4 protein-coding genes, 1 tRNA gene and 2 rRNA genes (1 of these 7 running past the window's edge) are annotated in these 14,965 nt (G+C 68.0%); 6 read left to right on the forward strand and 1 reads right to left on the reverse strand.

Annotated elements, in window-relative coordinates; all coding sequences use genetic code 11:
* The 3 genes from P8A18_RS25770 to P8A18_RS25780 all read left to right on the forward strand — a co-directional run.
* Positions 1–1,916: ribosomal RNA gene (locus P8A18_RS25770) — 23S ribosomal RNA — on the forward strand; it begins 1,209 nt to the left of the window's first position.
* Positions 1,917–2,012: 96 nt separating this feature from the next.
* Positions 2,013–2,129: ribosomal RNA gene (gene rrf, locus P8A18_RS25775) — 5S ribosomal RNA — on the forward strand.
* A gap of 194 nt (positions 2,130–2,323) precedes the next feature.
* Positions 2,324–2,396 (forward strand) — tRNA-Thr (locus P8A18_RS25780).
* Between the two features lie 58 nt (positions 2,397–2,454).
* Here P8A18_RS25780 and P8A18_RS25785 read toward each other — a convergent pair.
* Positions 2,455–5,082: a SpoIIE family protein phosphatase gene (locus tag P8A18_RS25785; protein WP_306058096.1), complete on the reverse strand. Its 2,628-nt coding sequence runs from the start codon at positions 5,080–5,082 to the stop codon at positions 2,455–2,457.
* A gap of 400 nt (positions 5,083–5,482) precedes the next feature.
* Here P8A18_RS25785 and P8A18_RS25790 point away from each other — a divergent pair, with 400 nt between their 5' ends.
* The 3 genes from P8A18_RS25790 (at position 5,483) to P8A18_RS25800 (ending at position 14,859) form a co-directional block, all read left to right on the forward strand.
* A complete protein-coding gene (locus P8A18_RS25790) occupies positions 5,483–10,963 on the forward strand; it encodes a HAMP domain-containing protein (RefSeq protein WP_306058098.1) in 5,481 nt (1,826 codons plus the stop codon).
* 244 nt (positions 10,964–11,207) lie between these two features.
* The gene (locus tag P8A18_RS25795) at positions 11,208–11,885 is read left to right on the forward strand and encodes a response regulator (RefSeq protein ID WP_018551569.1); all 678 of its coding nucleotides are present in this window, start codon (positions 11,208–11,210) and stop codon (positions 11,883–11,885) included.
* A 193-nt stretch (positions 11,886–12,078) separates the two neighbouring features.
* Positions 12,079–14,859, forward strand: coding sequence for a DNA translocase FtsK (locus P8A18_RS25800; protein ID WP_306058100.1), 2,781 nt, complete (start codon positions 12,079–12,081; stop codon positions 14,857–14,859).
* The last annotated feature ends 106 nt before the right edge of the window (positions 14,860–14,965 follow it).

Genomic DNA, 14,965 nt, shown 5'->3' on the forward strand with positions numbered 1-14,965 from the left:
GGTCAAGTGATTCCGCGCCGACAATGTAGCGGGGCTCAAGCGTACCGCCGAAGTCGTGTCATTCCAGCATGAGGGCCAACGCCCGCTGGGATGGGTAGGGGAGCGTCGTGTGCCGGGTGAAGCAGCCGCGGAAGCGAGTTGTGGACGGTTCACGAGTGAGAATGCAGGCATGAGTAGCGATACACACGTGAGAAACGTGTGCGCCGATTGACTAAGGGTTCCTGGGTCAAGCTGATCTGCCCAGGGTAAGTCGGGACCTAAGGCGAGGCCGACAGGCGTAGTCGATGGACAACCGGTTGATATTCCGGTACCCGCTTTGAAACGCCCAGTACTGAATCAGGCGATGCTAAGTCCGTGAAGCCGGCCCGATCTCTTCGGAGTTGAGGGTAGTGGTGGAGCCGATGAACCAGACTTGTAGTAGGTAAGCGATGGGGTGACGCAGGAAGGTAGTCCAGCCCGGGCGGTGGTTGTCCCGGGGTAAGGGTGTAGGCCGTGTGGTAGGTAAATCCGTCACACATATAAGGCTGAGACCTGATGCCGAGCCGATTGTGGTGAAGTGGATGATCCTATGCTGTCGAGAAAAGCCTCTAGCGAGTTTCATGGCGGCCCGTACCCTAAACCGACTCAGGTGGTCAGGTAGAGAATACCGAGGCGTTCGGGTGAACTATGGTTAAGGAACTCGGCAAAATGCCCCCGTAACTTCGGGAGAAGGGGGGCCATCACTGGTGAGGGAACTTGCTTCCTGAGCTGGGGGTGGCCGCAGAGACCAGCGAGAAGCGACTGTTTACTAAAAACACAGGTCCGTGCGAAGCCGTAAGGCGATGTATACGGACTGACGCCTGCCCGGTGCTGGAACGTTAAGGGGACCGGTTAGCTGCCTTTCGGGGTGGCGAAGCTGAGAACTTAAGCGCCAGTAAACGGCGGTGGTAACTATAACCATCCTAAGGTAGCGAAATTCCTTGTCGGGTAAGTTCCGACCTGCACGAATGGCGTAACGACTTCTCGACTGTCTCAACCATAGGCCCGGTGAAATTGCACTACGAGTAAAGATGCTCGTTTCGCGCAGCAGGACGGAAAGACCCCGGGACCTTTACTATAGTTTGATATTGGTGTTCGGTTCGGCTTGTGTAGGATAGGTGGGAGACTTTGAAGCGGCCACGCCAGTGGTTGTGGAGTCGCCGTTGAAATACCACTCTGGTCGTGCTGGATGTCTAACCTGGGTCCGTGATCCGGATCAGGGACAGTGTCTGATGGGTAGTTTAACTGGGGCGGTTGCCTCCTAAAGAGTAACGGAGGCGCCCAAAGGTTCCCTCAGCCTGGTTGGCAATCAGGTGTTGAGTGTAAGTGCACAAGGGAGCTTGACTGTGAGACCGACGGGTCGAGCAGGGACGAAAGTCGGGACTAGTGATCCGGCAGTGGCTTGTGGAAGCGCTGTCGCTCAACGGATAAAAGGTACCCCGGGGATAACAGGCTGATCTTCCCCAAGAGTCCATATCGACGGGATGGTTTGGCACCTCGATGTCGGCTCGTCGCATCCTGGGGCTGGAGTCGGTCCCAAGGGTTGGGCTGTTCGCCCATTAAAGCGGTACGCGAGCTGGGTTTAGAACGTCGTGAGACAGTTCGGTCCCTATCCGCTGTGCGCGTAGGAATATTGAGAAGGGCTGTCCCTAGTACGAGAGGACCGGGACGGACGAACCTCTGGTGTGCCAGTTGTCCTGCCAAGGGCATGGCTGGTTGGCTACGTTCGGAAAGGATAACCGCTGAAAGCATCTAAGCGGGAAGCCTGCTTCGAGATGAGTATTCCCACCAACTTGATTGGTTAAGGCTCCCAGTAGACGACTGGGTTGATAGGCCAGATGTGGAAGCCCGGTAACGGGTGGAGCTGACTGGTACTAATAGGCCGAGGGCTTGTCCTCAGTTGCTCGCGTCCACTGTGTTGGTTCTGAAATAACGAACTGCCGTGACTGTGTTTAATTAAACGCAGCGCCCGGTGTTGTTTAATTTCATAGTGTTTCGGTGGTCATTGCGTTAGGGAAACGCCCGGTTACATTCCGAACCCGGAAGCTAAGCCTTTCAGCGCCGATGGTACTGCAGGGGGGACCCTGTGGGAGAGTAGGACGCCGCCGAACTCCTTTTAGGAAGAGCCCCGTGCCCTTGTGGCACGGGGCTCTTCTGCGTTTACGCCCTCCCTCGACACCGCCCGTGCATCCCCTTGCCCGGCCACCGACCCATGTGCCGGCCGGGCCGGGTGACGGTGTGCCAGGCGGTTTTGCGCACCCCTCGGATCGGGGTATGCTTTAGCTCGTTGCCGCAGGGCAACAAGGCCCCAATAGCTCAGTCGGTAGAGCGTCTCCATGGTAAGGAGAAGGTCTGCGGTTCGATTCCGCATTGGGGCTCCGACAAACGAAAGGCCCCCGCCACACGGCGGGGGCCTTTCGCATGTGCGGGGCGCCTCTACGGGGCCGGGTGCGGTTCCGGGACGCGCATCGTCAGGATGGCCATGTCGTCCGACGGCGGATCGGCCGCGAAGCGCTCCACGGCCCGGAGAATGCGTGCGGCCACCGCGCCTGCCGTAAGACCCGTGCAGTGGGCCAGCACCTCCGCCAGGCCGTCGTCGCCGAGCATGCGCGTACCCTCCCGGCGTTCCGTCACACCGTCCGTGACGCACAGCAGTACATCGCCCGGCTCCAGGGTCAGCGTCTGCTCGTACAGCTCCAGGTCCTCCAGGACGCCCAGCAGCGGCTGCGGGTCCGCCGCCGGCTCGACCGAGCCGTCCTGGCGCAGGCGCAGCGGCAGCGGGTGCCCGGCGCAGACGACCTTCAGGAGCGCGCTGCCGTCCTCCTGCGGCCACAGCTCCCCGTAGAGAAGCGTGAGGAAGCGGCTGCGGGAACCCTCGTCCAGGATGGCCGCGTTGAGCCGCTCCAGGACCGCGGGGCCGCCGAAGCCCTCCCGGGCCAGCAGGCGCAGCGCGTGGCGGGCCAGGCCCGTCACAGCGGCCGCCTCCGGCCCCGTACCGCAGACGTCGCCGATGGCGAAGCCGTAGGCGCCGTCCCGGATCGGGAATACGTCGTAGAAGTCGCCGCCGACCTCGTTGCCCTCGCCGGCCGCACGGTAGATGACATCGACCTCGACGTTCGGGACGGTCGGCAGGCCCGGCGGCAGCAGACTGCGCTGGAGGGACTGGCTGATCGCCGTGCGCTCCGAGTACAGGCGGGCGTTGTCCAGGGCCAGGGCGGCCCTGCGGGACAGGTCCTCGGCCAGTTCCAGGATCTCCTGGCGGAAGTGGTCGTCGGACGGCTTGCCGAGCGTGAGCATGCCGATCACCCGGTTGCGGGCGACGAGCGGCAGGACCACCGTCTCACCGCCCACCGCGGCGGCCGTGGCCAGCGTCGTACGCGTGCCCGAGTCGAGGCCGCCCTGTTCGCCGGCGCCGATACTGCGCATCGACGTGCGCAGCGCCGCCTCGTGGGCGGCCTCCGAGGGCGCGGACCACACACGGGCGCCGGGGGTCGGCACCGGCTCCGGCGGGTCGATCCGGGTGAGCAGGGCCTTGAGGCCGTCGATGCGGTCCTCGTCCTCGTGCAGGACGTAGGAGAGGTCCGGCTCCGACGACTGGTCGGCGATCGTGTAGACGGCGCACCACGTCGCCAGGGTCGGGACCGTCATCTGGGCCATCAGCGCCAGCGTCTGGTCCCGGTCCAGCGTGCCCGCCAGCAGGTCCGACGCCTCGACGAGGAAGGACAGCGAGCCGCGGCGCAGCCGTTCCAGCTCGCCCAGGCGCGCCGACTCGACCGCCAGGGCGATCCGGTCCGCGGCGAACTGGAGACGCAGCGCCTCCTCGTTGGAATACCGGCCGGCGGCCTCGGCGGCGACGCCCAGCGAGCCCGTGAGCCGCCCCTCGACCTTCAGCGGGACTGTGACCACCGAGCGCATCCCGGTGTTGCCGAGCAGCGGCACGGCGCCCGGGACGGCGTCCAGGTCCTCGTGGACGGCGGGCATCCGCGCGGAGCCGTACCGTCCGGTGCCGGCCTCCACGGGGACGCGGGCGAAGCGCTGGCGGGCCGAGGGCAGGCCGGTCGTGGCCCGTACCTCCAGCTCGGTCTCGTCGTCCGTCGCCAGCAGCAGGAAGGCGGCGTCGGCGTCGAGCATGTCGCGTGCCCGCTCGACGGTGCGCTGGAGCAGCCCGTCGAGGTCGTCGGGGGCGGGAGAGCCGATGAAGACCTCGAAGGGGTCCGTCTTGCGGCTCTCGGCGGCGTCCGAGACCGGGGCGCGTACCGGGGACTGGAGGACCGCGCGCTCGTAGTCGCGTACCAGCAGGCAGACCGTCGACGGCTCGCCCTGCGTATCGCGTACCCGCAGGTGGGAGCCGTAGACCGGGATGGTGCGGCCGTCGGCGCCCCGGATGCCGTAGCTGCCCTCCCAGCGGGAGAGGCGCAGGGCGTCGGCGATGCCCGTGTTCGTGCCCGGGGTCTGCGGCCAGGCGGTGAAGTCGGTGAGCTGCTTGCCGATGACCTGGTCCGCCGTGTAGCCGAACAGGTACGCGGCGTCGTCGTTCCACGCGGCGACGGCGCCCGTGCTGTCGATCTGGACGACGGCGACCCTGACGCGTTCGTCGGCGACCGGGAGGAGACCGACGGGCAGGAGCGGGCCGGCGGAGCGGATGCCCACCGGGCGGTCGGGAAGATCGAGCTGGAACCAGACATGTTTGCGGGTGGGGGAGTATTCGACGCCCCAGCGGGAAGCCAGCGCGGCGCACAGCAGCAGTCCGCGGCCGTTCTCGCTGTCGAGGCTGCCGAGCTCCAGTCCCGACGACTGGAGCGGGATCTCGCGCTCCGGATAGTGGTCGGAGATCTCCACGCGGACGCCGTCCTCCGTGCGCAGGCACAGCACATCGGCCGCCGTGCCCGCGTGGACCACCGCATTGGTGACGAGCTCGCTGGTCAGGACGACGGCGTCGTCCACGACGTCGGTGTACCCCCACCCCTGGAGCGTGTCGCGGACAAAGGCGCGGGCCGTAGCGACGGAGCGCGCCACCGGGTCGAAGGTGGCAGCCGCACGCGCCGTGATCACAGCACTCCCCATATGGTGTCTCGTCGCTTCCCCGAGTCCTGTGCCCGTTTCTCGCCGCTTCGATTCGCCTGCCAGGCTAGACGCTCCCCACGCGCACCGGGTACACGAGGGCCGACTTCGGACAGGCATGGGCGGGAACGGCCTGGTTCCCGACAAGGTCGGGCTTCCCTTGGGAGGGATGGGGGACAACCATGGGAGGTCGCACCCCGACCGGTTCCCGCCTGGTACGTTTCAACGATTTGACGTCCGCATGGTCACCCGTCGACGGTGGGCTGTGGCGGTGAGCCATGGAAGTTGTGGGCAGGCTCTCGGACGAGGTCCTAGCTAGATGGTCAACCCCTGCGGGAGGGACACGGTGGAGTCTGACGTGGCGGCGCGGGGATCAAGCACGCGCAGTAAAGGCGGACAGTCCGTGAAGAAGCAGCGCAATGGAACCGTCGAGGTCGACGCCGCGGCGCTCCACAGACTGCTGGCCGGTCTGGTGGCCATGCGCGACGGGAACTTCCGCAGGCGGGTCACCGTCTCCGGCGAAGGCGTGATGGCGGAGCTCGCCGCGGTCTTCAACGAGGTCGCCGACCGGAACGTGCACCTCACGGGCGAGCTGGCGCGGGTGCGCCGCGTGGTCGGCCGGGAGGGCAAGCTCACCGAGCGGCTGGAGACGGGCGCCTGCGAGGGTTCCTGGGCGGCCGCCATCGACGCCTCGAACGAGCTGGTGGACGATCTCGCGCGCCCCGTCTCCGAGGTCGGGCGGGTGCTGTCGGCCGTGGCCGACGGCGACCTCGAACAGCGGATGGAGCTCCGTTCCCACACCGCGGACGAGACGGTACGGCCGCTGCGCGGCGAGTTCCTCAAGGTCGCCCGTACCGTCAACAACCTGGTCGACCAGCTGTCGGCGTTCACCGAGCAGGTGACGCGGGTCGCGGTCGAGGTGGGGACCGAGGGCAAGCTCGGCGGGCAGGCGCAGGTGCGCGGGATGTCCGGGTCGTGGAAGGACCTCACGGACTCCGTCAACACCATGGCGTACCGGCTGACCGCACAGGTGCGCGACATCGCGCTGGTGACGACGGCGGTCGCCAAGGGTGACCTGTCGCGGAAGGTGACCGTCCATGTCGCCGGCGAGATGCTCCAGCTGAAGAACACCGTCAACACGATGGTCGACCAGCTGTCGTCGTTCTCCTCCGAGGTGACCCGGGTCGCCCGCGAGGTGGGCACGGAGGGCGAGCTGGGCGGTCAGGCCACGGTTCCGGGCGTGGCCGGGGTGTGGAAGGACCTCACGGACTCCGTCAACACGATGGCCGGGAACCTCACCTCCCAGGTGCGCGGCATCGCGGAGGTCACGACGGCGGTCGCCAACGGTGACCTGTCGCAGAAGGTGCAGGTGAGCGCGCGCGGCGAGGTCGCCCAGCTCGCCGAGACGATCAACCAGATGACCGAGACGCTGCGCACCTTCGCGGACGAGGTCACGCGCGTGGCCAGCGAGGTCGGTGGTGAGGGGCTGCTCGGAGGCCAGGCGCAGGTGCCGGGCGCGGCGGGTACGTGGAAGGACCTCACCGACTCGGTGAACACGGTCTTCCGCAACCTGACGACCCAGGTGCGCGACATCGCCCAGGTGACCACGGCGGTCGCCAGCGGTGACATGACGCAGAAGGTCACGGTCAACGTGGCCGGCGAGATGCTGGAGCTGAAGAACACCGTCAACACGATGGTCGACCAGCTCCAGTCCTTCGGTTCGGAAGTGACCCGGGTGGCCCGGGAGGTCGGTGTCGAGGGCCGGCTCGGCGGCCAGGCGGAGGTGCCGGGCGCGGCCGGGACGTGGAAGGACCTCACGGACTCCGTGAACACGGCCTTCCGGAACCTGACCGGCCAGGTGCGGGACATCGCCCAGGTGACGACGGCTGTGGCCAACGGCGATCTGTCGCAGAAGGTCACCGTCGATGTCGCGGGCGAGATGCTGGAGCTGAAGAACACCGTCAACACGATGGTGGCGCAGCTGTCCTCGTTCGCCGACCAGGTGACGCGGATGGCGCGGGACGTGGGCACGGAGGGCCGCCTCGGCGGTCAGGCGCGGGTCGACGGCGTCTCGGGTACGTGGAAGGAGCTCACGGACTCCGTCAACTTCATGGCGGGGAACCTGACCTCGCAGGTGCGCCAGATCGCGCAGGTCACGACGGCGGTGGCGCGGGGCGACCTGTCGCAGAAGATCGACGTGGACGCGCGCGGCGAGATCCTGGAACTCAAGAACACCATCAACACGATGGTCGACCAGCTCTCCGCCTTCGCGGACCAGGTGACGCGGGTGGCCCGCGAGGTGGGCACCGACGGGCGTCTCGGCGGCCAGGCGCAGGTGCCCGGCGTGGCCGGGGTGTGGCGGGACCTGACGGACTCCGTGAACGGCATGGCCGGCAATCTCACGGACCAGGTCCGCAGCATCGCGCAGGTCGCCACGGCGGTGGCGCGGGGTGACCTGTCGCAGAAGATCGACGTGGACGCGCGCGGCGAGATCCTGGAACTCAAGAACACGCTCAACACCATGGTCGACCAGCTCTCGAACTTCGCCGAGCAGGTGACCCGGGTGGCCCGCGAGGTGGGTACGGAGGGCATGCTCGGCGGTCAGGCCGAGGTGCAGGGGGTGTCCGGTACGTGGAAGGACCTCACGCAGTCCGTCAACGGCATGGCGAACAACCTCACCCTCCAGGTGCGCAACATCGCCGAGGTCACCACGGCGGTCGCCAACGGTGACCTGTCCAAGAAGATCACCGTCGACGCCAAGGGCGAGATCCTCGAACTGGTGACGACGGTCAACACGATGGTCGACCAGCTGCTCAACTTCGCGGACGAGGTCACCAGGGTCGCCCGCGAGGTGGGTACCGAGGGCATCCTCGGCGGTCAGGCCAGGGTGCGTGGCGCGACGGGCATCTGGAAGGACCTCAGCGACAACGTCAACCTGATGGCCAACAACCTGACCAGCCAGGTGCGCAACATCTCCCGCGTCTCGTCCGCCGTCGCCAACGGCGACCTGACGAAGAAGGTCACCGTGGAGGCCCGCGGTGAGGTGGCCGAGCTGGCCGACACCGTCAACACGATGGTGACGACCCTGTCCTCGTTCGCGGACGAGGTGACCCGCGTCGCCCGCGAGGTGGGCACGGAGGGCGAGCTGGGCGGCCAGGCGCGCGTACCGGGCGTCTCGGGTACGTGGAAGGACCTCACCGAGTCCGTGAACTCGATGGCGTCCAATCTGACGGGCCAGGTGCGCCAGATCGCCACCGTCACCACCGCCATCGCCAAGGGCGACCTCACCAAGAAGATCGACATCGACGCGCGCGGTGAGATCCAGGAGCTGAAGAACACCATCAACACGATGGTGGACCAGCTGTCGTCGTTCGCCGAGCAGGTGACCCGGGTCGCCCGCGAGGTGGGCACCGAGGGCCAGCTCGGCGGCCAGGCGCGGGTGCGGGACGTGGACGGCACCTGGCGCGACCTCACCGAGTCGGTGAACGAGATGGCCGGGAACCTGACCCGTCAGGTGCGGGCCATCGCGGCCGTCGCCACGGCGGTGACCCGGGGCGACCTCAACCTCAAGATCGATGTGGACGCGGCGGGCGAGATCCAGGCCCTCCAGGACAACATCAACACGATGATCGCGAACCTGCGCGACACCACCGCCACCAACAAGGAGCAGGACTGGCTCAAGGGCAACCTCGCCCGGATCTCCGGTCTGATGCAGGGGCGGCGGGACCTCGACGACGTCGCCTCGCTGATCATGAGCGAGCTGACGCCGGTCGTCTCAGCGCAGCACGGCGCCTTCTTCCTGGCCACGTCCACCGGCGAGACCGACGCGCTGGGCGGAGAGGGCGACCGCGAGGGGGCGTACGAGCTGCGCATGCGGGGTAGCTACGGCTACTCGGCGGGCTCCATGCCCACGTCCTTCCGGCCGGGGGAGACGCTCATCGGCACGGCCGCCGAGGAGAAGCGCACGATCCAGGTGGACAACGTTCCGCCGGGCTATCTGAAGGTCTCCTCCGGGCTCGGCGAGGCACCGCCCGCGCATGTGATCGTGCTGCCGGTGCTCTTCGAGGGCAAGGTGCTCGGCGTGATCGAACTGGCCTCGTTCCAGCCGTTCACGCACATCCAGCGCGACTTCCTCAACCAGCTCGCCGAAATGATCGCGACGAGCGTCAACACGATCAGCGTCAACACGACGACCGAGAAGCTGCTTGAGCAGTCCCAGGAACTGACCGAGCAATTGCGCGACCGCTCGCAGGAATTGGAGAACCGGCAGAAGGCCCTCCAGGCGTCCAACGCCGAACTGGAGGAGAAGGCCGAGCTGCTGGCCCGGCAGAACCGCGACATCGAGGTCAAGAACACCGAGATCGAGGAGGCGCGGCAGGTCCTGGAGGAGCGCGCCGAACAGCTGGCCGTCTCGATGCGCTACAAGTCCGAGTTCCTGGCGAACATGTCGCACGAGCTGCGCACACCGCTCAACTCGCTGCTCATTCTGGCCAAGTTGCTGGCGGACAACGCCGAGGGCAATCTCTCGCCGAAGCAGGTGGAATTCGCCGAGACGATCCACGGGGCCGGTTCGGACCTGCTTCAGCTGATCAACGACATCCTCGACCTGTCGAAGGTGGAGGCGGGCAAGATGGACGTCAGCCCGACCCGTATCGCCCTCGTGCAGTTGGTGGACTACGTGGAGGCGACGTTCAGGCCGCTCACCGCGGAAAAGGGGCTGGATTTCTCCGTACGCGTGTCGCCGGAGCTGCCGGCCACACTGCACACCGACGAGCAGCGGCTGCTCCAGGTGCTGCGCAACCTCCTCTCCAACGCGGTGAAGTTCACCGACAGCGGGGCCGTCGAGCTGGTGATCCGGCACGCCGGCCAAGAGGTGCCGGACGCCATCCGCGAGCAGCTGCTGGAGGCCGGTTCGCTGCGGGACGCGGACAGTGACCTGATCGCCTTCTCGGTGACCGACACGGGCATCGGGATCGCGGCGAGCAAGATGCGGGTGATCTTCGAGGCGTTCAAGCAGGCGGACGGGACGACCAGCCGCAAGTACGGCGGTACGGGTCTCGGCCTCTCCATCAGCCGTGAGATCGCGCGGCTGCTGGGCGGCGAGATCCACGCCGCGAGCGAGCCGGGCCGCGGTTCGACGTTCACGCTGTACCTGCCGCTGCACCCGAGCGAACTCCCGCCGCAGGGCTACCCGCAGATCGGTCCCGGGCCCACCGACGGCCGGACCGGGGCGGTCGAGGGCGTACGGGCGCCGGAAGCCGGGCAGGTGTACGTGCCGGGCGCTCCGGACGCCGAGCAGGCCGTGCCGCGGCCGGGCGGCGGGCAGGACGCCGGTGGCGCGGCGGGGCTGCTCAGGCGCCGTCGCAAGGCGCTGGGAGGAGGGCAGCAGCAGCCGGCGCTGCCCGCGCGGCCCGCCGCCCCCGCCCCGCAGCAGGCCCCGGCCGCCGCACCGGAGTCGTGGGCGCTCGGCGGGCAGGACGAGCCGGAGGTGCGCAGGACGTTCCGGTTCAGCGGCGAGAAGGTGCTGATCGTCGACGACGACATCCGTAACGTCTTCGCGCTCACCAGCGTGCTGGAGCAGCACGGGCTGACGGTCCTCTACGCCGAGAACGGGCGCGAGGGCATCGAAGTCCTGGAGCAGCACGACGATGTGACGGTCGTACTGATGGACATCATGATGCCGGAGATGGACGGCTACGCGACGACGTCGGCGATCCGCAGGATGCCGCAGTTCTCCGGTCTGCCGATCGTGGCGTTGACCGCGAAGGCGATGAAGGGCGACCGGGAGAAGGCACTTGAGTCGGGCGCGTCGGACTACGTCACGAAGCCGGTCGACCCTGATCATCTTCTTTCGGTCATGGAGCAATGGATGCGCGGAGAGTGATCGTTGTTGAGTGAATCCATGCTGTTTTGTTGACCGGCTCTGTCAGAAGGAGTGTGGGAACGCGGATTACGGGGAACCTTCTGGTCTCCCGCCGCGTTTCAGGTACGTGCACAGTGACATCGCGGTGACAGGGTGTGGTGACCGCCGGGGTGCGGTTACCATGACCGGCACAAGGACGGACGGCGTAAGGGAGTCGTCCCCTGGGGCGGCGCCCGGTGCAATTCCGGGGCGAGGAGGACGGGCCATGGTGCAGAAGGCCAAGATCCTCCTGGTCGATGACCGGCCGGAGAATCTGCTGGCGCTGGAGGCCATCCTCTCTGCGCTCGATCAGACACTGGTACGGGCATCGTCAGGGGAGGAGGCGCTCAAAGCGCTGCTCACGGACGACTTCGCGGTCATTCTGCTGGACGTCCAGATGCCAGGCATGGACGGTTTCGAAACCGCCGCGCACATCAAGCGACGGGAGCGGACCCGGGACATCCCGATCATCTTCCTCACCGCGATCAACCACGGCCCGCATCACACCTTCCGGGGTTACGCGGCCGGCGCGGTGGACTACATCTCGAAGCCGTTCGACCCGTGGGTGCTGCGGGCCAAGGTCTCGGTCTTCGTCGAGCTGTACATGAAGAACTGCCAGCTGAGGGAGCAGGCGGCGCTGCTGCGGCTCCAGCTGGAGGGCGGCGGAGGCGCGGGCACCCAGCAGGAGAGGGAACCCGCAGGTCTGCTGGCCGAGCTCTCCGCACGGCTGGCGGCCGTCGAGGAGCAGGCCGAAGCCCTGTCCAAACAGCTGGACGACGAGTCGGCGGACGCCGGCGCGGTGGCCACGGCCGCCCATCTCGAACGGAAACTGACCGGCCTGCGCCGGGCGTTGGACGCCCTGGAACCGGGCACGGGTGGCGCGTCGGCGCCCATTCCCTCGTAACGGCACCGCGGCGCACCCGTCTTGCGGGCGGGACCTTTCGGGGCGGGTGCGGGGCAACTGGGCCGCTGCCGCGGGGGGTTCGGCGGGCGAGTGGCGATGAGGGCCCGTCAGCTTGTGGCCACCACAGGGCGACACGGACGGGTGAACCGGTACGCGCACGTGTTCACCGGCCAACACCGGTAACCTCGGCCCCATGGCCTCACGTACGTCCGGCAAGGGTTCCCAGGGCACGGCGGGCACCGCGAAGCGCGTCGGCGGTGGGCCGGGCCCGGCGAAGAAAGCCGCGCCCGCCAAGAAGACCGCAGCCAAGAAGAGCGCCCCAGCGAAGAAGGCGCCCCCCAGGAAGACGGCTGCCAAGAAGGCCGCGCCGCCGCCGGCACCGTCGCCCACCAACGGCGTGTACCGGCTGGCGCGGGCCGTCTGGCTCGGCGCGGCCCATGCCGTCGGAGCGATGTTCCGCGGCATAGGGCGCGGCGCCAAGGGCCTCGACCCCGCGCACCGCAAGGACGGCGTCGCGCTGCTGCTGCTCGGCCTCGCGCTGATCGTCGCGGCGGGCACCTGGTCGAATCTGCGCGGTCCCGTGGGCGACCTCGTGGAGATGCTCGTCACCGGCGCCTTCGGCCGGCTCGACCTGCTCGTGCCGATACTGCTGGGCGCCATCGCCGTGCGGCTGATCCTCTACCCGGAGAAGCCCGAGGCCAACGGCCGCATCGTCATCGGGCTGTCCGCCCTCGTCATCGGCGTGCTCGGCCAGGTGCACATCGCCTGCGGGGCGCCCGGACGCGGCGAGGGCACCGCGGCCATGCAGGACGCCGGCGGGCTCATCGGCTGGGGCGCGTCCAAGCCGCTGATCCTCGCCATGGGCGAGGTGCTGGCCGTCCCCCTGCTCCTGCTGCTCACCGTCTTCGGCCTGCTGGTCGTCACGGCCACCCCGGTGAACGCCATCCCGCAGCGGCTGCGGCTGCTCGGCGTCAAGCTGGGGATCATCGAGCCGGCCCCCGGCCCCGAGGCGCGGGAGGAGGACGGCGACGACGAGCGGTACGAGGAGCAGTGGCGCGAGTCGCTGCCCGCCCGTTCACGGCGCTCTGGGGGACGCCGCACGGAGGCCTCCGACGAATACGACCCGGACCTGGCGGAGGCCGAGGCGCTGACCAAGCGGCGCAGGCCGCGCAGGCCCTCGGTACAGCCCGCGATGAACCGCACCATGGACGCGGTGGACGTGGCGGCCGCCGCTGCCGCCGCGCTCGACGGGGCCGTGCTCAACGGCATGCCGCCCTCGCCGGTCGTCGCCGATCTGACCCAGGGCGTCTCGGTGGAGCGCGAGCGTGCGGGCACGCCGGTGCCGGGGGCCAGGGAGGCGGAGCCGGCCAAGAGGTCCGCGGGGAAGCCGGACGAGCCGGCCCCGGCCGGTGGCGTACCCGATCTGACCAAGTCGGTTCCCGACCGCTCGGATGCGCAGCCGCTGCCCGCCCGCGCCGAGCAGCTCCAGCTGTCCGGGGACATCACCTACTCGCTGCCCTCCCTCGACCTGCTGGAGCGCGGCGGACCCGGCAAGACGCGCAGCGCCGCCAACGACGCGATCGTCGCCTCGCTGACCAACGTCTTCACCGAGTTCAAGGTCGACGCCGCCGTCACCGGCTTCACCCGGGGGCCGACGGTGACGCGGTACGAGGTGGAGCTCGGCCCCGCCGTGAAGGTCGAGCGGATCACGGCGCTCGCCAAGAACATCGCATACGCCGTCGCCAGTCCCGACGTGCGCATCATCTCGCCGATCCCGGGGAAGTCCGCCGTCGGCATCGAGATCCCCAACTCGGACCGCGAGATGGTCAACCTCGGGGATGTGCTGCGGCTCGCGGACGCGGCGGAGGACGACCACCCGATGCTGGTCGCGCTCGGCAAGAACGTCGAGGGCGGTTACGAGATGGCCAACCTCGCGAAGATGCCGCACGTCCTGGTGGCCGGTGCGACCGGTTCCGGAAAGTCCTCCTGCATCAACTGCCTCATCACCTCGGTCATGGTGCGGGCGACCCCGGAGGACGTGCGCATGGTCCTGGTCGACCCCAAGCGTGTCGAGCTGACCGCGTACGAGGGCATCCCGCACCTGATCACGCCGATCATCACCAACCCCAAGAAGGCCGCCGAGGCCCTCCAGTGGGTCGTCCGGGAGATGGATCTGCGCTACGACGACCTCGCGGCGTTCGGCTACCGGCACATCGACGACTTCAACCACGCGGTGCGCACCGGCAAGCTCAAGACGCCCGAGGGCAGCGAGCGGGAGCTTTCGCCGTACCCGTATCTGCTGGTGATCGTCGATGAGCTGGCCGACCTGATGATGGTCGCCCCGCGCGACGTCGAGGACTCGATCGTCCGCATCACCCAGCTGGCCCGCGCCGCCGGCATCCACCTGGTCCTCGCCACACAGCGCCCGTCGGTGGACGTCGTCACCGGTCTCATCAAGGCGAACGTGCCCTCCCGGCTCGCCTTCGCCACCTCCTCCCTCGCCGACAGCCGCGTCATCCTGGACCAGCCCGGAGCCGAAAAGCTCATCGGAAAGGGTGACGGGCTGTTCCTGCCGATGGGGGCGAACAAGCCGACCCGCATGCAGGGCGCCTTCGTCACCGAGGACGAGGTCGCGGCGGTGGTCCAGCACTGCAAGGACCAGATGGCCCCCGTCTTCCGAGACGACGTGGTGGTCGGCACCAAGCAGAAGAAGGAGATCGACGAGGACATCGGCGACGACCTGGACCTGCTGTGCCAGGCCGCCGAGCTGGTCGTCTCCACCCAGTTCGGGTCGACCTCGATGCTCCAGCGCAAGCTGCGCGTCGGCTTCGCCAAGGCCGGCCGTCTGATGGACCTGATGGAGTCGCGCAACATCGTCGGGCCGAGCGAGGGGTCCAAGGCCCGCGACGTCCTCGTGAAACCCGACGAGCTCGACGGGGTGTTGGCACAGATCCGCGGGGAAACCGCTTCGTAAGGGTTTCCCGGGCAACCGTTTCGCCGGGTCGTACGTCAACCTGAAGGGAGGGACAGAGCGTCCTTCCCCCGGGACGGCCCGGCGAATCCGGCTCTGTTCGAATCTG

The sequence above is a fragment of the Streptomyces sp. Mut1 genome (genome assembly GCF_030719295.1).
In the GTDB taxonomy this organism is placed as follows: Bacteria; Actinomycetota; Actinomycetes; order Streptomycetales; family Streptomycetaceae; genus Streptomyces; species Streptomyces castrisilvae.